The sequence below is a fragment of the Lysinibacillus sphaericus genome (assembly GCF_002982115.1).
Taxonomy (GTDB): Bacteria; Bacillota; Bacilli; order Bacillales_A; family Planococcaceae; genus Lysinibacillus; species Lysinibacillus sphaericus.
Genome location: NZ_CP019980.1, coordinates 4050106 through 4072151 on the forward strand (window position 1 = coordinate 4050106; position 22046 = coordinate 4072151).

The following is a 22046-nucleotide window of genomic DNA, read 5'->3' on the forward strand; positions in this document are numbered from 1 at the left end:
GCACACAACAAAATAGTACAATTGTTAACCGAAACTTCACTTTTGCTAAACAATTCGTACTTTTTCATGGTTACTCCTTACAGCGGTTAGCTATAGATAAACGTAGGAAAAGTGTTAGATTGATTGGGGTAAATCTAACACTTTTTTTCTATACCGTTGTTGTTCGCTATGGCGGTGCTTTCCGCTCATCACAGTAAGCCGCAATCCTCTGCTTGCGCGCGGAATGTCCACGTCTTACGCTGTGTGCATTCCCGCAGGAGTCACCGCCTCCGCTACCAACAACTAGTACACCCTTCTATTAATTGTTTACTGCAATAGAATAAACAGCTAAGGTTTCGTTTGCTTTGCATAGTGGAAAAATGCCATCAATTGAACGCGCTTCACAAACAATGCAACGTCAACAAATGGCAGTAGTTTTAGTACGTGCTATTAAAGAAATCGCTGGCGTAGACTTAGTAGCTGAGTACAAAAAAGCGAACTTCGTAACAGAAATTGGTGACTTAGACAAAGCTTACTCTGCAGAACAACGCACAGCGATCGTTGCTTTAGAATATGCGGGTATTACAAATGTTGCTCACTTCAACCCAGGTAACAGCGTAACACGCGGACAATTCGCTTCATTCTTATACCGCACAATCGAAAACGTTGTAAACAACCCAGAAGCTGGTGTTGCGGCAGTAAAAGCTATCAACAACACAACTGTTGAAGTAACATTCGACGAAGAAGTAGATAACGTACAAGCTCTTAACTTCTTAATCTCTGATCTTGAAGTGAAAAACGCAGCTGTTAAATTAACAAACAAAAAAGTTGTTGTATTAACAACTGCTGCTCAAACAGCTGACAAAGAGTACACTGTATCTCTTGGCGAAGAAAAAATCGGTACATTCAAAGGTATCGCAGCTGTAGTTCCTACTAAAGTAGATTTAGTAGAAAAATCAGTTCAAGGTAAACTTGGCCAACAAGTAACACTTAAAGCACAAGTAACAGTTGCTGAAGGTCAAACAAAAGCTGGTATTCCAGTAACTTTCTTCATCCCAGGTTCTGCTAATGGCGTGAAAACTCCAGTAACAGTTGAAGCTGTAACAAACGAAGAAGGTATCGCAACTTACTCTTACACTCGTTATGCTGCAACAAACGACACTGTAACTGTATACGCAAACGGTGACCGTTCTAAATTCTCAACTGGTTATGTATTCTGGGCAGTTGACCAAACTTTAGAAATCACTGAAGTAACAACTGGTGCTACTATCAACAACGGCGCTAACAAAACTTACAAAGTTACTTACAAACACCCAGAAACTGGTAAACCAGTATCAGGTAAAGTACTTAACGTTTCAGTAAAAGAAAACATTGACGTAACTGTTGATAAATTACAAAACGTAACGGTGAACGGGGTAGCGGTAGTTCAAACGAGTACAAACAACACGAGAGCCGCACAAATCACAACAGATTCTAGAGGTGAAGCAACATTTACAGTGTCAGGTTCGAACGCTGTAGTTACACCAGTCGTATTTGAAGCTACTGCAACAAATGTAGCTAACACGTATTCTCAAACATACACGTCAGATGTATTACAAGCTTCTGCAGCCAAAGTAACATTTGGTGCTATTCAAGCTGCTTATACGCTTGAAGTAACGCGTGATGGTGGTGAAGTGGCGGCTACTGGTGTAACAAACGGTCGCAAATATAACATCGTTGTGAAAGATAAAGATGGCAAAGTAGCACCGAACGAAATCGTTAACGTGGCATTTAACGAAGATATTGATGGCGTAATTTCTACAGTGACTTCTGCACAATTCGTAAAAGTAGAAGACGGTAAACAAGTAGGTTACGAAGGTAAAAAAATCACTGTTAGAACAAACGCTAAAGGTGAAGCAAGCTTCGTCATCGGCAGTGATACTGTAAATTCTTACGCTACACCAGTCGTTTGGATCGATATTAACAACCAAAGCGGTAAAGATGCAAACTTAGACAAAGGTGAACCATCAGCCGTTGCACCAATCTCATACTTCCAAGCTCCATATTTAGACGGTTCAAAATTAGTATCTTATAAAGGTACAACTGAAACGGATAAATTTGCAGGTGGCGAAGTAGCAACATTTAAAGTACAACTTACAAACCAAAGTGGTAAAGTAGTACCGAATTCTGGTTACACAACGAAGGATGTTACGTACACGGTTTACAATACTGGTGCAAACAATGTAAAAGTTGGTACTGTAGAAATCGCTCCAAACCGCGTGCATACAGTAGTTGCGCCAAGTGGTGAAATTACTGTTACTACTGTAGATGGTAAAACTTCTTCTGTACGAGTTTTAGCTACAGGTGTAGCGAAAGAGGTTAACGGGAATAAAGAATTTGCATTTACTTCAAAAGAAGCAACTGCAACATTCACTTCTACTTCAGAAATCCCTAACCTATTTACAGGTGATATTCATTCATTCGATACAGACAAAGAAACTGTCGTATTTACTGATGGTTCCGTTCTAAAAAATGCGGTGAAATATGCTGGTGAAACGGATAAAACATATGTGTATAGAAATGTAAATGGTGCACCACTTTCTAAAGACCAGTTCGTAAATATTCTTAAAGGTGCAGCTTCAGGGGTAAAAATAACGTATGAAGTAAAAGATAATACTGTTACATTCTATGTTGTTTCTGTTAACGCTGGGGGAACTAAGCCGGTTGATATTATTGGAGATAAAGCATCTGATGCTACTGCTGTTACAACTGCAAAAGCTAAAGTTACAGTAACACCTAATATTTCTACACTTTCAACTGATACGGCAGAAAATAAACGTTTAGCTGTACAATCAAATGTTGTCACTGAAATTAACGACCCATCAGTAACTGTAAGTGTAGTAGAAACTTCTACAGCAGGAACATATACTGTTACGTTAACTAAAGGCGCAAGCACTGCTACAGTAAACGTTACACCAAAATTTGGTCAAAAGGTAACTGCTGAATCTATTACTTCTTCACTTGCAGTGGATACAAATGGAAAAGATTTAACCCTTAATATAGGGTCTGCTCTTGCAGGTTTCACAATTGCGAATGTAAATCCAGATATTGATAATGCATTTGACATTATGGCTTATCTTAATAATAATGCGATTACTATAGCTAAAGCACCTTCTGCTTCTACAGAAGCTGTAGAATTAGTCGAGAAGACTTTAAAAATTTATTTTGACGCTCAAGCTACTGGTTATGTTAAAGAAAGCTTTGTAGCAACTATTACAATTGATGATGTAACGAACCGTACTTTAGCTATTACAGTAAAGCCTACTCCATAACACAAAACATTTCTTTTATAAGCATATAAATTTAGTAAAAATAAGTAGAAATGAAAACCCATGTCTTGTTTATCGCAATACATTGGGTTTTCTTTCTAACCAATATTACCAAATAGAGTATATAAATCCTTTTATTGAAATTATCCAATATAGTGCAATTCGAATTAGTTATCAACTTATCTTCTGTTTCTTCGCAATATATTGCATAGTTCCAACATTACTTTTACTAGTCCTTTTATAAAGCATGTACTAATGGAAGATAGTTTAGAAAGGGGCGTGAGAAAATGAAGAACAAAGATGGACAAGCCATTGCTTTAGGAAATCGACTAAAAATGCTACGCCATAAACATCATCTAACGCTTGCTGCATTGGCAGATTTATTAGGTATTTCCCATAGTTATGTAGGCTTTATAGAAAAAGGGACGAGGAAAGCATCTGAAAAAGTATTGCAAAAGTATGCAGATTTTTTTGATGTATCTTTTGCAGAATTAGTTGAATTACAGTTGCAAACTATTCCTACCATTCATAGTCCATCTAGCGAAACGCCTCCCCCTTTAACAAATGAAATAATAGAGTTAAACAATTTATTACTGAAATTAAATGAAGATATACGTTGTACAATGATTGAAGACTTTAAGGAGCAAATTCAACAAACGCTTTATCATTTGCTGACACCCTATGAGCTTTCAGATATAAAACGAAGTATTACGAAAATAAAAAATGCTTGGTTTTCAGAAAGTGAAGAAAGTGAAGAAGTTGATCAATATAAAAGCTACAAGGGCTATATCAACCTATCCAATGAGCCAATCTATTTTCAATTACAAGTAGAGCAACATATATTGCATCTTCAATTACTTCATGCTGATAGAAGACAACGCTCTCTGTTTGAAAGTTGGTTAGGCGATTGTTCCTTTTATTATCAAACGGAGGAATATTTACAGCATATTCGTGAACCACAGAAAATCGTTAATATTTTATGGTTAAGTCCTAATATGTCCTATCGCCAACAACATGACTACCTAGTACAAAAAGCGTTACTTTCATTGGAGTTAAACTATTGTGATGTGAAATTAAGTTGGTTTGTTCATAATTACGAGCAGCACAATACAATGCAAGATATTCAAGAACACATTAGCTAACGAGAAGGAGCTGATATCTCTTTGATTATCCATTCTGACTTTGATTTGCCTAAGTACTCTAAAAAATTTCTTCAACATTTAAAAAGAAAGTACTATTCAGAAGAAACCATTATTGGCTATGAAAATGATATAAAAAAGTTCTCGTCCTTTATTTATCAATTATACGATGGTCATATTTTAACAGAGGAAATATCGAAGGATGATATTCTAGAATATCTAGATTTTTTAGGCAATCAGGATTATAAACCTAATTCGATTAGTAGATATTTTTATGGTGTGAAGGCATTTTTCAAATATCTTGTAATAGAGTTGAACTTTAAAGTCGATCCAACAATAGGTATTTCCACTCGAAATGTGTATGTACCTTTACCTGAAATACTCGATATGGATGAAATGGCATTAGTGTTGGCTACAGCGAAAAAGTACTCCGAGTTTTACTATGTATTAATCAGCTTACTCTATTATACCGGTTCAAGAATTACAGCTGCTCGAACGTTATTAAAGGAAAATGTTGATATAAAAAATAATAAAATATACTTCCCACGGATTAAAGGTGGCAGAGATCTTCACTTACCCCTACATCCAAAACTACAAAAAATATTAGGGGAATATTTACAGAAAACAAAAGACAACGGATCAGATTATTTATTTCCCTCTCCGGTAAGCCGTAATATGCCCATAAGCGGAGTAGAAATCCGTATTAAATTAAAAAAAATTGGCGCCCAATGCAATATTACAAAACGATTAACCCCCCATGTCATTCGTCACTGTACCGCAACACACTTAACACTACTCGGTGTAGACCAACATTATATCGCAACTCTATTAGGTCATACCGATTCCCGTTCCACTGCACGCTACCAACATTTAAAAGTAGATGATTTAAGGTCGGCTATGAAGAAATTGAAATGACATAAGAACGGCTAAGGAAAGATAAAATAATTAATATATTTTCACTTGAAAAATCTCTTCCAATTAGAATTTGTTAATTGACCAACGAAAAAAATAAATTGCCTCTATTTTTTAGAGAACATGTAACACGTAAAAATCCTTCCTAGTGAATAAACCGAATTATGTAGAAATGAGAGATTCTTCGTAAGAGTGTCTCATTTTTCTTAGCTATATTCGCATTGGTGACAATTATGTTTATTGATAGACACATCCTAAGGCTTAAACGCTTTACTATTTTATACTTTGTTCTTCACCCTACTAATGCGCAATATCTTTCATTAGCCTATTTCTAATTCCCTTACCCTTCCAAGTAAATAAATTCCTTATACAACTTCTCTTTAATAAAAAGGAAAAGCTCCACACAGCAATAGCTATGTAGAGCTTTTCAAATCACTAATATTTATAATAATTTAAGTAGACTTTATTATTTATTATTAGTTAGATGTAACTACAGGAGCAGCTGCACCAGTTTGTGCTTTATCAATTAAAGTGATAATATCTCCAGCAGCTGCAGAAGTAGTATCGAAACGAACATCATTTACTTTAATTGCATCAACTAATTCTTGAGCTGTATTAAATGTTTTGTTAGCAGCAACTGCTGAACCTGATACTACTTTAGTATAAGTAACACCATTTACAGTTACAGTATCACCAGCAACTAAAGTTGGGTATAATGCAAAATTGTATTTACCAACTTGACCTGTTGTACCATTTACACCACCACTTACAGTTACTGTTAACGGTGAAGTTACATCAGCATCTTTTGGTACATAAGCGCTTGCATCAATTGTAACTTTAGTAAAGTCAACTGTACCATGAGAACCTACAGCAGCGATTGCTGAATTAATTTTAGCATCAGTATTATTTGTATCATTATAGCTTAAAGTAACTTCAACTTCACGAGTAGAAGAGTTATATACAGCTACAGGATCAGTACCTAATGAAGTACCTTTTACAAACTTAACTTTTAAGCCGTTATAATCTGCTTGGTTTAGTTCAGATGTATTAACAGCTAATTTAATTGTATTAGCACCAACAGCTAATTCACCTTTAGCATCTACTTTAGCAACTGTAGTTTGATTTGCATCAGCAGTGAATAATTTACTAATTTTAGAGCCTAGAGTAATTTTAAATCCAGTATCAGCAACATTTCCTTTTCCATCTGTAAATCCGATAGAATCAGCGACAGTTGCCACAGTTGCAGTATTTACAGCTGCAGCTGGAGTAATAGTAAGTTTAACTGTATTACCAGAAACAATTGGTGAACCAGTTACAGTATATCCAGTTCCTGCGAAATCACTTGCTGCTACAGTAGACGCTGCTACTGCTTTGTCAAATGTAAATGTAATTGTATCTACTAAACCAGCTACATCAGCTGTTTCATCAGATACTACTGCAGATACTAATTTACCAGATGCAGCACCATTGTTACCAGATGCAGTATTTTCACTGATGATAGTGAATGTTACTACATCATCTTTTACTTCATATGTTGCACGTACTGTTTTACCAGCAGCTTTATATTCTTCTAGTAAAGAAATGAAAGCGTCAGCACTAGAAATTGTAGTGTTACCAATACCGAAGTATTTGTAAGTTTTACCTGTTTCACCAGCATACACTACAGCTTTAGATTTATCAGCAAATTTGATTTCTTTATCTTTTTTGTTGATGCTTGCAAGATCAAGTACACCTGTGTAAGGGTTTGTAATTTCTCCTGTGTTAGTGAATGTTGCAGTAGCTTCTTTTGAAGTAAATGCAAATTCTTTGTTACCGTTAACTTCTTTAGCTACACCTGTAGCAAGAACTTTTACAGAAGATGTTTTACCTTCTACAGAAGTAACATTAATCTCACCATTTGGTGCAACTACTGTATGCACACGGTTTGGAGCGATTTCTACATCGCCAACTTTTACATTGTTTGCACCAGTGTTATAAACAGTGTAAGTAACATCTTTCGTTGTGTAACCAGAGTTAGCAACTACTTTACCACTTTGGTTTGTAAGTTGTACTTTGAATGTTGCAGTTTCTGCACCGTCAAATTTATCAGTTTCAGTTGTACCTTTGTAAGATACTAATTTAGAACCATCTAAATATGCAGCTTGGAAGTAAGAAATTGGTGCAACTGCAGATGGTTCACCTTTGTCCAAGTTTGCATCTTTACCGCTTTGGTTATTGATGTCAATCCAAGCGATTGGTGTAGCGTAAGAATTTACAGTATCACTTGAAATTACGAAGCTTGCTTCACCTTTAGAGTTTGTTTTAACAGTGATTTTTTTATCTTCGTAACCAACTTGTTTACCGTTTTCTACTTTTACGAATTGTGCAGAAGTAACTGTAGAAATTACTCCATCAATATCTTCGTTAAATGCTACGTTAACAATTTCGTTAGCAGCTAATTTACCATCTTTATCTTTTACTACTAAGTTATATTTACGTCCGTTTAAAACTCCAGTAGCAGCAGTTTCGCCACCATCACGAGTTACTTCAAGAGTGTAAGCAGCTTGAACAGCACCGAATGTTACTTTCGCAGCAGAAGCTTGTAAAATATCAGCAGTGTATTTTTGAGTGTAGCCAGTTGTTGTTACTGTACCATTTGTGTTAGTAACTTGTACTGGAGTTGCTTCAAATACCACTGGTGTTACTTCAGCGTTAGAACCTGAAACTGTGAATGTTGCTTCACCTTTAGAATCTGTTGTGATTTGTGCAGCACGTGTGTTGTTATCGCTTGTTTGAACCACATTAACACCATTTACAGTAACGTTTTGTAATTTATCAACAGTTACGTCAATGTTTTCTTTTACTGAAACGTTAAGTACTTTACCTGATACTGGTTTACCAGTTTCTGGGTGTTTGTAAGTAACTTTGTAAGTTTTGTTAGCGCCGTTGTTGATAGTAGCACCAGTTGTTACTTCAGTGATTTCTAAAGTTTGGTCAACTGCCCAGAATACATAACCAGTTGAGAATTTAGAACGGTCACCGTTTGCGTATACAGTTACAGTGTCGTTTGTTGCAGCATAACGAGTGTAAGAGTAAGTTGCGATACCTTCTTCGTTTGTTACAGCTTCAACTGTTACTGGAGTTTTCACGCCATTAGCAGAACCTGGGATGAAGAAAGTTACTGGAATACCAGCTTTTGTTTGACCTTCAGCAACTGTTACTTGTGCTTTAAGTGTTACTTGTTGGCCAAGTTTACCTTGAACTGATTTTTCTACTAAATCTACTTTAGTAGGAACTACAGCTGCGATACCTTTGAATGTACCGATTTTTTCTTCGCCAAGAGATACAGTGTACTCTTTGTCAGCTGTTTGAGCAGCAGTTGTTAATACAACAACTTTTTTGTTTGTTAATTTAACAGCTGCGTTTTTCACTTCAAGATCAGAGATTAAGAAGTTAAGAGCTTGTACGTTATCTACTTCTTCGTCGAATGTTACTTCAACAGTTGTGTTGTTGATAGCTTTTACTGCCGCAACACCAGCTTCTGGGTTGTTTACAACGTTTTCGATTGTGCGGTATAAGAATGAAGCGAATTGTCCGCGTGTTACGCTGTTACCTGGGTTGAAGTGAGCAACATTTGTAATACCCGCATATTCTAAAGCAACGATCGCTGTGCGTTGTTCTGCAGAGTAAGCTTTGTCTAAGTCACCAATTTCTGTTACGAAGTTCGCTTTTTTGTACTCAGCTACTAAGTCTACGCCAGCGATTTCTTTAATAGCACGTACTAAAACTACTGCCATTTGTTGACGTTGCATTGTTTGTGAAGCGTTTAGGTTGCCATTTGAACCGTTGAATACGCCTGCATCTTTTGCAAGTGCAGCATATTTAACTAATTCTTCTTCAGCTGTTACTGGTAGATCGTTGAAGCGTTGTTTTGAATTCCAGTCAGCTGGAATTTCTTGGCCTTGAGCTTCTAAATAACGACCTAATAATTTAACCACTTGACCGCGGTTAATTGTTTGGTTTGGTTTGAATGAGCCGTCAGCGTATCCATTGATGATACCTGCATCAGCAAGTGCGTTGATTGCTACTTCGTGGTCGTTACCTGCTACATCTGAGAATCCTGCTGCAGAAGCCACTGGTACGATAGCAGAAGCTACTAAAGTAGCCGTTGCAGCCGTAGCTACGAATTTTTTGTATTTCTTTGGTTGGTTAGCCATAGAAAAATTTCCTCCTCTAAGTTCAAAAATTATGTCTCTACTACATAGTTATGTAGTAAATAAACAACTACACATAAAAGTATAGTTGTATCCCTAAAAGTTGTCAATCATATTTTGGGAAAATTACTAATTGGTTTCCGGAAAATAGTGGACATCGAACTCTCTTTTACCATTGTCGTTTATCCAACAGTTTTTTTCAAGTGAAAATATGCAACTTTACCAACAAAATCTAATTTTCTATCATTCCTTGTTCATATTTTCTAGAATCTTATAAAATAATGGATAATTAAGTTAAATCAGGGAACGAAAAAAGCTCAAGCATATAAATGCTTGAGCTTTTTTCGCTTGGGCTACCAACCGTTGTTTCCTTGCAGGGAATTCTATTTATTTCATAGAGGAAATTCCTATACACCTACAGTCTAACACTTTCAAATTAAAACGACAATACCATTTTTTAAAAATTATTGACGTTTTTGCCTAGCCACTTCCAATAAAAAAAGTGGTAAAGCGATTTGACGCTTGATACGCTTAGGTTCTTTCATTAATCGGTAAAACCATTCAAGACCAAATTTTTGGAAAATTTCTGGTGCACGTTTTACTGTACCTGCCAACACATCGAATGATCCACCGACACCTTGATAAATTGTTGGGTGCAAACGGTCGCGATTGGCGTTAATCCAATTTTCCTGTTTTGGACTACCCATTGCTACAAATAGTAAATCCGGTTGTGCTTCATTAATACGATCAATGACCTTCTGTTCGTCTTTTTCATAGCCGTCCTGTGTGCCGACTATTTTAATAGAAGGAAATAGTGATTTTAGCTTTGCTTGTGCTGCATCAGCTACCCCAGGCTTACCTCCATACAGGAAAATAGGTTTGCCTCGTTTGGCCGCTTCTTCACAAAGCTTCATCATCATATCAACGCCTGTAACACGTTCACGAATTTGCCCTTTTTGAATTTTAGAAGCAAGAATAACACCAATCCCATCTGGAATTTGAAATTCTGCTTCATTTAATAGCTTTTTTAGTGCAGGGTCTTCTTTTGCTTTAATAATTTTTTCTGGATTAATGGCAACGACGAGCGCTTTTTGTTTCTTTTCAATGCGCTCGAATGCCATATCCATTAATTCATCGTAACCTTCTGTATTGACGTTAATGCCAAGTACTGTTTCTTTCATCGGTTTTTCGCATCCCCTAGTAAGTGGAACTGGAAGCCAGCTTCTTGCCATTTATCACGGTTTAAGCAGTTTTTCGTATCGAAGACGATTTTTGTTTTCACTGTAATAGCTGCTGCATCCATTGCTTTGAACTCATTGTGGTCTGTTAGTACAACGATGATGTCTGCGTCTTTTGTAGCTTCTTCTAAGCTTTGTGTTTGGGTAGCATGTTTGTTTTCTTTAATGTGCGGATCGTAAGAAATCACTTCTAAGCCTAGGTTTTGTAGCTCATCAATGACGATTGTTGATGGACTTTCACGCATATCATCAACGTTTCCTTTGAAGGCTAGTCCAAGCACTGCTACTTTACCACCTGCGATTTTGTTTTCATTTAAAATAGCTTGTGTTCTTTGTGCAGTATAGCTTGGCATGCTGTCATTTGTATTACGAGACAGATGAATAATTTGTGCTTGTTCGCCACCTAGCTCTACAAGGAACCATGGGTCAACAGCGATACAGTGACCACCTACACCAGGACCTGGGAAGTGAACATTTACACGTGGGTGGTAGTTAGCAAATTTAATGGCTTCCCAAATGTTCACGTCTAATTTTTCAGCCATTTTTGCTAATTCATTGGCAAACGCGATATTGACATCACGGTATGTGTTTTCCATTACTTTTACTAATTCAGCCGTTGTAGCATCTGTTAGATGAATTGTGCCATTTACAAATGTTTGGTAAAGCTCTTTTGTCATTTGTGCAGATACTGGATCAATCCCACCAACGATACGGTCGTTGTTCACTAATTCTTCAAAAATACGACCTGGAATAACGCGCTCTGGTGAATGCGCTACAAATAAATCAACGCCGAACTCTAGGTTTGCTTTAATTAGCTCTGGTAGCATAATGTGTTCTACTGTTTTCGGTGGAACTGTGGATTCAAGAATTACTAAGTTCCCTTTTCTTACATAAGGCACAATAGATGCCGTTGCTTGACGTACATATTCTAAATTCGCTGTATTGTCAGGATTGATTGGTGATGGAACAGCTACAATGAAAACATCTGCTTCTTGTGGTGTTGTTGATGCTGTTAAGAATCCTTCATCTACTGCTTTGTTTAGGCGTTCTTGTAAACCGTTTTCTTCAATATGAAGCTTTTTCTCTTGAATACTTTTTACTGCTGCTGGGTTTACGTCCACCCCATGTACTTTTATGCCGTGGTTGGCAAACATTACAGCCGTTGGTAATCCGATATAGCCAAGTCCAACGACACAAATTGATTTCGTCATTCTCTATTCTTCCTTCCGTTTCAAAAACGAGTAGTAAATTTTTATATGGTCTATAAATGCTGAATTGCATTTTTGTTCTGCATTATAGTATACATCTTTCAAGGGAAAGTGTGAATCAATTTGTTATTTTACAGTATTTTCTGTGTGCGATTTTGGATAATGGTGGGTTTAAAGTAGCTTTCTGGTGGCGATTTGTTTGTGTTTTGTAGCGCCTTTTTTTAGTTTTGTGGCGTTTTCTGTACGCTTTGTGGCGATATCTAAAATTTTAATGGCGTTTCCAATAAACTCGACAAATCGTACTTCGTAAGTTTGCCTGAATTACAACATGATCGTATTGTTTCTTGCAATAATCGTTTTGTGACATGTTTACACTCAAGCATTAAAAACGCACGACATTCCCTGTTCGTTATCGTATGTCCAACAAGCATGTAATAATCTTTCAATGCTTGTATATGTGCATACGTACATTGATGATGATATCTTGGACAAAACCACGTTCTTTTTAATTTTTCTATGCCAAAGTAACCACAATTTTAGCAATAAACAGCTCTTTGCAAAGCGTTAACCTCAAGTTGATAATAGCGGCAAAGCGGAAATGGGTTTCTGTGTTGTAATTGTGACAAAATAATGTTTGTTATTTCGTTCGTAGCTATCCCCATATTTTTCTCGATGATTTTGTACAGATATATCGGAAGTTCTCTGCCCATGACGATTGGTAGTCCGTCATTCTCACGATGGATTGCTACATTATTAATAGGAAAAACAATTGCTCCATAAATTGGTACAGCCATATTATGGTCGTTAGGAAAATGATGCATTGCCTGGATATACTGCTCCAATTGAATTTCAAGATGCGTAAATGCTTGAACTTCTCCTTTATCATTAGTACGACGGGGATTATTTTTTAAAATGGACGGTTCCCCGTATATTTTTTACTTCTAATATGACGATGCCGCTAGCTGTAATAATTAATCTATCCATTTGCATGGGGAGGATCGTAGGAAGTATAACATCGTGGAAAAGGTGACAGTCACTAAGCTGCGGTAACTTTTGTAGCTCTTTCAAAATATATTGTTCTGCAAAATCGCCCGCTTCCTTATTTTTAAGCTCCTGTTGGAACGTTATGTACTGCGGATGTGAAGAAGGCAATCGCCCGAACAAGTGCTTGCAATTCCAATGTCCAAGACGACGGTACCAAAGGCTTTACGATTAATCACTTCACTCCTTATCTATTTACTATAACAGCAAAAAAAGGAATCTCCATTAGTATCGGGGATTCCTCATTGTTCCGCTTTCTAGTAACTTTAAAATAGATTGTGCCTGCTGCATATGCAATGCTAGAACATATTGACTTGCTTGAAGCAATATTTGCGACTTCACCATATTCATCATTTCCTTCGCAATGTCAGCATCGCGAATTCGTGATTCCGCTGCGGTTAAGTTTTCCGCTGTATTGACGTTTGCATTATAGGCATGCTCTAGACGATTTTGATAAGCGCCCAAACGAGAACGCTCCGATGATACCCGTTTTAATGCCTCATCCATCGAGGAAATCGCATTATTGGCATTATCTCGTGTTGCTATTGAAGTCGTGGCGTCCAACCCAAGCGCCCCTGCCCCCATATCATTAATAAACAACTCGATCGTTTGACCAGCATTTGCACCCGCTTGAATCTTGAGACCATTCGTTGAATAATCGCCATTTAATAATGTCCTCGTATTAAATTCAGTATCTTTAGAAAGACGTTGAATTTCTTTTTTTAGCTCCTGAAATTCCAAATCCAGCTGATGTCGATCACTATCAGTTAATGTGTCATTGGATGCTTGTACTGCTAGCTCCCGCATTCGTTGAATCATGGCATGTGTTTCATTTAGTGCACCCTCTGCTGTTTGCACAAGTGAAATACCGTCCTGTATATTTTTCGACGCCATATTCAACCCGCGAATTTGAGCACGCATTTTCTCGGATATCGCAAGACCAGCTGGATCATCAGCCGCACTATTAATCCGATAGCCAGTAGAAATTCGCAACATTGACTTGCTCATAGCATTATAGTGCCTATTCATGTTACTTAATATAGATAACCCTGAAGCAGACCACTTACCAAGCATTCCCCCACCCCCATGCTAAAAGTATTATTAGTTATATCGGTTTGTGACAACTTCTTTAAAGTTACATTGGTAAATAATCCAAATAATTGAAGTGTTCTATCTATTAAAAGTGTTAAAGCACCCGCTTCTCTTTCTTGAAAAGTGGGTGCTTATTTGATGTACCGAGTATTCAATTTCCGAAACCTCCGAAATGCGTGCTCTTTTGATGTAGTAGTTCAAAAAAGAGTGCTTCATTGTAATCTGCTAATGCTTGGTCTATTAAATAATCAATGTTTTTTTGTTCAATTTCAGCAATCAACTGATCAATCTCACCTACAGTTGCTGAAGAGACAAGGGGTAACTGTGGCAATTTTGGTGTAGCGCTTTCAAGAATTGGCGTTAAATGTTCATGCACATTGGTAATGAGTAATAGCTGATAGAGTGGTAATCGGATAAAACGATTGCCCTTTTGGAAAACAAATACCTCAGATAAATTTTCGATTTGTTGTGTATGCAAGTTAATAATCATCTCTTTCCCTTCAATTGGAATGAAATGAAAAATCTCATTCTCTTTTAAAATTGAGAAATATTGATAAGCAAATACGAGACGCAATTTATCTCCAGAGATTTTCGTGTAAAACGGCTTCATATACTGAACTTGCATCATCCTTCATCCCTCCTTATTATCTGATTATTCAGATTTTAACACAAATCACGCATCTTGTTAACCATCTTATCCTCAAATTTTTTCTTTCTCATCATTCAGCTTATCATGTCTGCATTTTAATCGTATAATGGAAAGACAGTCTTTTTTTCTTCCCACGAAAGATGACATTGAATCATCTAAATAAAGCTAAAGTCATTGGCCAATGCAATTGAGAGGAGTGAGGTTATGGCTTTGTCTATTTCGCAACTAGCTAAGGAACATCAACCATTTATACTTGCTAAATTAAAAGAAGCTGAGCAGGATTTACATCCGTCCTCTAGCGAAGACGAGGAACTGGTGCGTCGTGCTGTATTTTCTGTACGAAACAAATCCATCGTATTTGAACGTTTTAATGGAGCAAGTTCTATATTATATGCAAGTGTACAGGATGTGAGACCTGCAACTGTAGAAATTGATTTTGCTCATGGGACTCTAAGCTGTAACTGTCCCCAACTAAAATGGTGTCGTCATCAAGTTGGCGCATTACTTGCTCTCTATCAGTATTTTGATTCTGTACAAAACTGGTCAGGTGCATGGCGTGCTCAAAAATCTGTGCAGTTAAAATCATTAGCGGATGAGCGTAGTCCTGAAAGCTGGCAGCTAATGGTCGACGAAGTAATGAAACGTCTGTTACCATCTGGTCGCATTTTAGAAGGCTATGGACTTTCAGCAATCCGTTCTGATGCATTGGAACGACTGCGCAAGCATATGCCATTTGAACGTGAATGGCAGCCACTGTATAAGCTATTTATCGAACTTTCGATTTTTAATGCAATTTGGCGGCATTTAAATAATACGCAAGGTCATTCATTAGACTCACCATATATGAAATACTTTATCGATCAAAGCGTACAGTCATTTGAAAGTATATTAACTGAATTAACGAATCGTTCTCGACTTTTTGCAACTGATCCATTTTATAATGCCCTTCAAGAAATTGTCCGTAAATTTTTACTAGAGCGTGAAGGGCTGTTTGCTAGTCGATTACAAATCTATATGCTGCTGTGGGCAGTGCTTTTTTATGAGAAGCCTCGCCGTGAACAGGAGCTAACGCTGATTAACAATCTTGAAGAAGTTTCCCCCGAGATTTCTTTACAGTCATTAAAACTGTTATTTTACGTGTTATTACAAAAAGAACAGTTATTACAGGAAAGCATTGCGCATATTTCCTTACCACAAATGCAAGATTTGTTTGAGTTAGCCACTTTTGCTAAGCGTGCTGGCGAGTCACATTCACAGGCATTCATTTTACGTGCGATGCTCCCATTTGCTGAAGCTTTTTTACAGGAAACTGTGCCCGTCGTACAGCGAGCTCAATACGTACGGCAATTTCAATTGTTATATGAAGATATACAATTAACAGAAGAAGAAGAAACAACACTTTATAGCGCATTTGGTGTGTATGGACTACAGCCCTATTCGTTTTTCCTTATAAGAAAAGAGCGCTATCGCGAATGGGCAGCATTGCATCAATTAAATCTTTCCTCTTTTTCTTATTTAGAAATGTGTGGATTAAAAGATGTTCTACACCTAGCTCCAGCAGTTGTTTTACCTTTGTATCACGTCTATGCAATGGCAGAGATTACGCAAAAATCTCGTATGAATTATAAGCAAGCTGTACGTATTTGGAAAAGTATGCGGAGTGCCGCAAAAAGAGCAGGGAAAGTTGCTTATTTTGAAAATTACATGCAAACAATCCGTGCAGAATATAAACGACTTCGTGCACTTCAGGAAGAAATTGAGAAAGGAAACTTAGTATGATGACATTACATGCTCCCTCTCCGTTTACGAAAAAACAACAGTTACGTATTGAATCAGCTCAAAACGGCAATTATACGATGCGGGGTTTTACTACAAGTGGTGCAGCAATCGATGTTGACACACTGATTTCTTCATTATTTTTTAACTATGAAGCAAATACTTATGGTTTAATGACCAGTCGTACAGACATTTCCATCGATATTTCTAGTGCAGAACTACTCGATATCTTTTCTCCACGCTATCAGCACCCGTTTATTAGTTGGCAAGGGATTGACGCTGACAGTAGTGCATTGATTGAACACGCACAAATGTTACAGCAATATTGGCAAGAGCCTAGCCTTTGGTCGTACGCCGTTATTGCAGATGATTTTTCCTCCTTGTCATTTAATATAGACGGGGTAGATACGGCATTACTGGAAGTAGCTGTGCAGCAAAAACTTGCACACGCTGGGTTATTGGTGTCTGATGTTCCGAAGCTCCTTCCATTTTTCATTCGCGGAGGATGGCCATTAGAGCAAGACCGTCAAGCTGGCACCGTTACTGTTTCTCTACGTTTAAGTGAGCCTGAGGAAGATTCGGAAGTTTGGCTTTTGGAAACGGTGCTTAGTACAGTGACAACGAAAAATTACTGGACACCGGCTGTTCGAAAAAAATCACTACCGCTAGTCGATGCGCTACCAACAAAATGGCAACCATTTGCACTAGATATTGAACAACAACAAACGCAGATTGTCGAACTCCTTTCCATTGAAAATTTACAGTCTGATATTTTCATTCATGCTACCCTTGACGATTTGGAGGTTCGCACATTTTTACGTGAAGACCTAGCCCGTTTACAGGCACTTGGTTTTGATGTTGTGCTACCAGCTTGGCTAAAAGATTTAAAGCAATCCAAAATGCGTGTACGTGTTAGCACAGGCAATATATCAACGAAAAAAGTTGCTGGACTCGATGATATTTTAACGTTTAAATGGCAATTTTCTATGAACGGTGAATCAATTTCTGCTGAGCAGTTTAAAAAGCTTGTCGATGAAAAACGTGAATTTATTCGTATTGGTACTGAATGGTTCCGAGTGGATGCCAACTGGATGCAAGAAATGCGTGCTTTAATGCAACAGGCTGAAGATGAAAGTTGGACTGTTCGTGAACTATTGTTCCGCGAGTTACCTGAAGATCTTTCTCCGCTAGAAGAGGAAGATGCTGATGATGCGTTGCGCGATGATCCAATTTTTGCATTTGAACTCCAGCAATCTTTAAAATCGTATATGGAACAGCTTCAGGAGAAAAAAGGTCTTCCAGCAGTTCCAGTCCCTCTTTCATTAAATGCTAGCTTACGTCCTTATCAGCAAGAAGGGTTTGAATGGCTAGTCTTTATGCGTGAGCAAGGTTTTGGCGCCTGTCTCGCTGATGATATGGGACTCGGCAAAACTGTTCAGCTTATTTCTTACTTGCTGCATATCTATGACACAACGGATGCCAAAGAACCATCCATTATTATTTGCCCAACTTCGGTCCTTGGTAACTGGCAAAAGGAGCTTGACCGTTTTGCTCCATCTTTAACTGTGCATACGCATTATCAAGCAAATCGAATGAAAGAGGATGCATTTGTTCGGTTTATTGAACAAGAAAAACCGCATGTTATTTTATCTACCTATGGAACTGTGTCACAGGATGCTGAATTTTTACAAGCAATTGATTGGGCAACTGTTGTATTAGATGAGGCACAAAATATTAAAAATATGCAGACTTTACAATCTCGTTCCATTCGCAAATTACATGGTAGTCATCATATTGCTTTAACAGGAACGCCTGTTGAAAATCGATTATCAGAACTTTGGGCGATTTTCGACTTTATTCATAAAGGGTATTTAGGTAGCTTTGGTCGCTTTAATGAACAATTTATTTTGCCTATTGAGCGCGATGAATCCGAACCACATAAACAAAAGCTACGGGCAAAAATTCAACCGTTTTTACTTCGTCGTACAAAGCGAGATCCAAATTTACAGCTTAATTTACCTGATAAGCAAGAGTCCCATGCGTACTGCGCCTTAACGGCAGAGCAAGCTTCACTGTACGAGGGCTATATTTTAGAAACGTTGGATCAGCTAGAACAACTAACGGGCTTCCAGAAAAAAGGACGCGTCTTAAAGATGCTAAGTAAATTGAAGCAATTATGTAATCACCCTGCTCTTTATTTAAAGGAACCTTTTGAGGATGCTGCAACGATGCTGACACGCTCGGTCAAATTAGAGCGTATTGTTCAAATGGCAGCGGAAATCGTCGATAATGGTGAACAGTGTCTTATTTTTACGCAATATATTGGAATGGGCCAATTACTTCAGCATTGTTTCAGTGAAATTTATAATGTCGATGCACCGTTTTTAACAGGCGCCATGCCTAAACAGCAGCGTGATCGATTGGTGGAGGCTTTTCAGGCAGGAGAATTCCCTATTTTTATCCTCTCTTTAAAGGCTGGAGGAACAGGGTTAAACTTAACAGCTGCAAATCACGTACTACATGCCGATCGTTGGTGGAATCCTGCTGTTGAAAACCAAGCAACAGACCGTGCTTATCGAATTGGGCAAACGCAATTTGTGCAAGTGCATAAGTTTGTCACGATTGGGACGATTGAAGAAAAAATTGATAAGATGCTGGCGCAGAAATCTGCATTATCAGAAGAACTCATTCAATCAAGCCAGTGGTTAACGGAGCTAGATGATGATGAGCTTCGAGATTTGATTTCACTCGATTATAACTTGTCTTAAAGATGCGCCAAGAGCTTCAACGTTCTTGGCGCTCTTTTACTTTGCAACATATTCGTGAACAATGTTTACTTCTTTCTACTTACTTCATATTCTTATTTAGTTGTGTGAAATAATCATTGCTGTGCGGTCTTCAGCAACGATAGATGATAGGATAGTCCACAACACCCCTTTTCAACTAAAATGATTACGGTGCAAAGCATTCTATAGGAGAATGGCGAATTGCGTAAATCTTTGGCTTTGCTCCGTATGTATTGCGATAGTCGGTTATACTACTGGTAATTGCAATTCTTTCTTAGGTAACACAAAATCTTTCATAATCTCCTGCTCGACCGATGACGATGAAGGTAATGTGCTTCCATCATTATCTGGCTGTTTTAGCCTATAGAAGCGAACATCTTCTACAACCACTTCTGTCATATAAATCTTGGTGCTGTGCTCATTCGTAAATGATCTAGATTGAATACGGCCGTTTATGCCAACTAATGAACCTTTACCGCAAAACTTCACAATATGCTCTGCCAGTTTTCCCCATACTGTACAAAGAATAAAGTCAGTCTCTACTTCTCCACGACTGTTTTTGTAATTGCGATTTATGGCAAGGGAAAAATGAGATTGGACACGATTTCTAGATAGTTGTCGCAACACAGGATCTTTTGTTAATCTTCCAACCAGTCCGACTTGGTTCATTGATTCACCTCCTTTGTGTTTAATTGCCCTCATCTTACAAGAGGCTATTCACTTTTGGCAAAACTCGATTTTTGTTTTTTAGCTCATTTTTAAATAAGAAAATAATTTTTTTAGCTGTTATTTATTTGTTTGTTAGGTTTTTTTATTGTGCGGAGGTCAGACGGCAGTAAGTGTTACACCCCATTTTTAAAAAGATAAATTTAGCATCTTTTCATATTTTAAGAAGACAGTCTTAGCTGTAATTGATTATGTTATACTAAAAGGAATGACCGACTTAGGAGGATACATAATGAAAACATTTAAAATGCTTTCTTTTGACCTTGTCACTCAAGATGGCATGCAAGCATTTCCTTTAGTCGATGGCATTATTATTAACCAGGAAAACAGCCATCAATCTTGGATTCTTGAATTGTTTATCGATCGGCAATATCGTCCGATTTTTGATGAGTTATTAGCGAATGCTACAGTAGTTGATGTTCGTGCGGTTATTTCATTTCCTGATAATGAACCAGCTCCATTTCGGGTAGTTGTGCATACTGTTCAAGAAATTGGCGAGCATGTTTCTGTGCTTTTAAAAGGGATGTTAAAAATTAAGCGTTCTAAATACGCTGAACAATTACTCGCTGATCTTTTAACAGAAGGTGTTTCACAAGTAGAATTACTAGACCGCTTCTCAAAAGGAATGAAAGAGCGGCCAAAACTTAAAAATGATGAATGAGCAGCGATACGTTTAAGGACGTATCGTTTTTTTGTACTGGACAGTTTGAGATTTTTGGATAAAATATGGTGTAAAAAACATAGGGGTGAACGTCAATGAATTTAGTCATACGTGAGAAGCCGTTAAAGTTGTTATGGTATGAGGCTTTACTACGACGCTTATGTGATGGAGATCGAGATACTACCTATTATAGCGAGCAATTTCGAAGGCTTGATGCTGGCTTTGCTGGTGAAAAACGAGTAGACCGAGAATGGCATGAATTAGTATGTCCAAATACTTTTGCTGTATTGCATAATGTTGTACTTGTCAATGCAGCACAGCATTTTCACCAAGTTGATACACTCTTTATTTGTAAGCATTTTATGTTCGTTGTGGAAATTAAAAATATACACGGTCGTTTGGATTTTGATGCTACGACACATCAATGCACACGCACAAAATCTGATGGCACAGTGGAAGGTTTTGCAAATCCCATTACGCAAATTCAACGTCATATACAATACATTAAAATTATATCTAAAAATTATTCTCTCCCCATTGAAGGTGCAGTTATTTTGTCTAATCCGTCAGCTATAATTGCAAACCATCCAAAATCCGTCCCTATTTTTCATGTGTCAGGGCTACAAAGTCATATCCAAACTCTTTTTGAAAAGTATCCAACACCTATTTTAACGAATGAGCAATTAACCCGTTTTGTACAACTAATTAGAGCGCAGCATCAACCACAAGAAATACTCCCTCGTATAGATACTTCGAGATTCCGACATGGCGTACTTTGCCCAAAATGCCGATACAAAAATCAAATGCACTTTTACAGAGGCGGTTGGAAGTGTCTAGCATGTCACTATACAAGCACCGAAATTTTTGCAGAAGCCTTGCAAGATTATCGCTTGCTCGTAAGTCGTACAATCACCAATAGTCAATTACGTGCGTTTTTCGGTATTACTTCTAGTGATGCTGCTAATCGTTTATTACGGAAATTTCAATTTCCTAGCACTGGTACTTATAAAAATCGAATCTACTATCTTCCTGATAATTTAATAGAATATATGAAACCATTTTTTTAATGCTACTTTGGGGGAGATTGGGGTAGTTGAATGTTTGAAGTTATGTTTATCGGAGGTTTATCTTTGTTTCGCGGGTAAACAAGTTGCTTTCGCGGGTATTTCCATGCGTTCCGCGGGTAAACGTTTTGCTTTCGCGGGTATTCTCCTTCGTTTCGCGGGTAAACGTTCTACTTTCGCGGGTATTCTCCTGCGTTTCGCGGGTATTCTCCCTCATTCCGCGGGTAATCAAATCATTCCCGCATATACCTTCATTCCATAATCATAAAGAAAA

At 37.6% G+C, this 22046-nt stretch carries 14 protein-coding genes; 7 read left to right on the plus strand and 7 right to left on the minus strand.

Annotation, left to right across the window (positions count from 1 at the left end; translation table 11 throughout):
• Positions 1-344 precede the first annotated feature (344 nt).
• From LS41612_RS19850 to LS41612_RS19860, 3 genes are all read left to right on the plus strand, one after another.
• On the plus strand, positions 345-3290 hold the full coding sequence (locus LS41612_RS19850; protein WP_147294334.1) for a hypothetical protein: 2946 nt from the start codon (positions 345-347) through the stop codon (positions 3288-3290).
• A 284-nt stretch (positions 3291-3574) separates the two neighbouring features.
• Positions 3575-4429, plus strand: a complete 855-nt coding sequence (locus tag LS41612_RS19855; protein ID WP_036204850.1) for a helix-turn-helix domain-containing protein — start codon at positions 3575-3577, stop codon at positions 4427-4429.
• Positions 4430-4450: 21 nt separating this feature from the next.
• The gene (locus LS41612_RS19860) at positions 4451-5341 is read left to right on the plus strand and encodes a tyrosine-type recombinase/integrase (RefSeq protein ID WP_024361608.1); all 891 of its coding nucleotides are present in this window, start codon (positions 4451-4453) and stop codon (positions 5339-5341) included.
• A 473-nt stretch (positions 5342-5814) separates the two neighbouring features.
• Here the strand turns inward: LS41612_RS19860 and LS41612_RS19865 are convergent, their stop codons facing one another.
• The 6 genes from LS41612_RS19865 to LS41612_RS19895 all read right to left on the minus strand — a co-directional run bounded on the left by LS41612_RS19865 (position 5815) and on the right by LS41612_RS19895 (position 14738).
• Positions 5815-9534, minus strand: coding sequence for an S-layer homology domain-containing protein (locus tag LS41612_RS19865; RefSeq protein ID WP_105928927.1), 3720 nt, complete (start codon positions 9532-9534; stop codon positions 5815-5817).
• Positions 9535-9995: 461 nt separating this feature from the next.
• Positions 9996-10712 carry a WecB/TagA/CpsF family glycosyltransferase gene (locus tag LS41612_RS19870; RefSeq protein WP_024362931.1) on the minus strand — a complete coding sequence of 239 codons (717 nt, stop codon included), beginning with the start codon at positions 10710-10712 and terminating at the stop codon, positions 9996-9998.
• Positions 10709-11980 (minus strand): nucleotide sugar dehydrogenase, encoded by a 1272-nt coding sequence (locus LS41612_RS19875; RefSeq protein WP_024362930.1) that lies wholly within the window; start codon positions 11978-11980, stop codon positions 10709-10711. The genes LS41612_RS19870 and LS41612_RS19875 overlap by 4 nt, the downstream gene beginning before the upstream one ends.
• 897 nt (positions 11981-12877) lie before the next feature.
• Positions 12878-13141 (minus strand): nuclease-related domain-containing protein, encoded by a 264-nt coding sequence (locus tag LS41612_RS23935; RefSeq protein WP_024362928.1) that lies wholly within the window; start codon positions 13139-13141, stop codon positions 12878-12880.
• Between the two features lie 102 nt (positions 13142-13243).
• Positions 13244-14092: a flagellin N-terminal helical domain-containing protein gene (locus tag LS41612_RS19890; RefSeq protein ID WP_024362927.1), complete on the minus strand. Its 849-nt coding sequence runs from the start codon at positions 14090-14092 to the stop codon at positions 13244-13246.
• A 169-nt stretch (positions 14093-14261) separates the two neighbouring features.
• Complete coding sequence (locus LS41612_RS19895; RefSeq protein ID WP_024362926.1) at positions 14262-14738, minus strand: hypothetical protein; 477 nt, start codon at positions 14736-14738, stop codon at positions 14262-14264.
• Positions 14739-14963: 225 nt separating this feature from the next.
• Between LS41612_RS19895 and LS41612_RS19900 the strand changes: the two genes are divergently transcribed.
• Positions 14964-16538: a hypothetical protein gene (locus LS41612_RS19900; RefSeq protein WP_024362925.1), complete on the plus strand. Its 1575-nt coding sequence runs from the start codon at positions 14964-14966 to the stop codon at positions 16536-16538.
• Positions 16535-19303 (plus strand): DEAD/DEAH box helicase, encoded by a 2769-nt coding sequence (locus LS41612_RS19905; protein WP_024362924.1) that lies wholly within the window; start codon positions 16535-16537, stop codon positions 19301-19303. Before LS41612_RS19900 ends, LS41612_RS19905 begins: the two co-directional genes overlap by 4 nt.
• Before the next feature lie 264 nt (positions 19304-19567).
• Here LS41612_RS19905 and LS41612_RS19910 read toward each other — a convergent pair whose 3' ends face one another.
• Positions 19568-19990 (minus strand): single-stranded DNA-binding protein, encoded by a 423-nt coding sequence (locus tag LS41612_RS19910; RefSeq protein WP_024362923.1) that lies wholly within the window; start codon positions 19988-19990, stop codon positions 19568-19570.
• Positions 19991-20279: 289 nt separating this feature from the next.
• Between LS41612_RS19910 and LS41612_RS19915 the strand changes: the two genes are divergently transcribed.
• Together LS41612_RS19915 and LS41612_RS19920 are read left to right on the plus strand one after the other, a co-directional pair.
• Positions 20280-20708: a YwpF family protein gene (locus LS41612_RS19915; RefSeq protein ID WP_024362922.1), complete on the plus strand. Its 429-nt coding sequence runs from the start codon at positions 20280-20282 to the stop codon at positions 20706-20708.
• Between the two features lie 95 nt (positions 20709-20803).
• Positions 20804-21775 carry a nuclease-related domain-containing protein gene (locus tag LS41612_RS19920; RefSeq protein ID WP_024362921.1) on the plus strand — a complete coding sequence of 324 codons (972 nt, stop codon included), beginning with the start codon at positions 20804-20806 and terminating at the stop codon, positions 21773-21775.
• Positions 21776-22046: the final 271 nt, after the last annotated feature.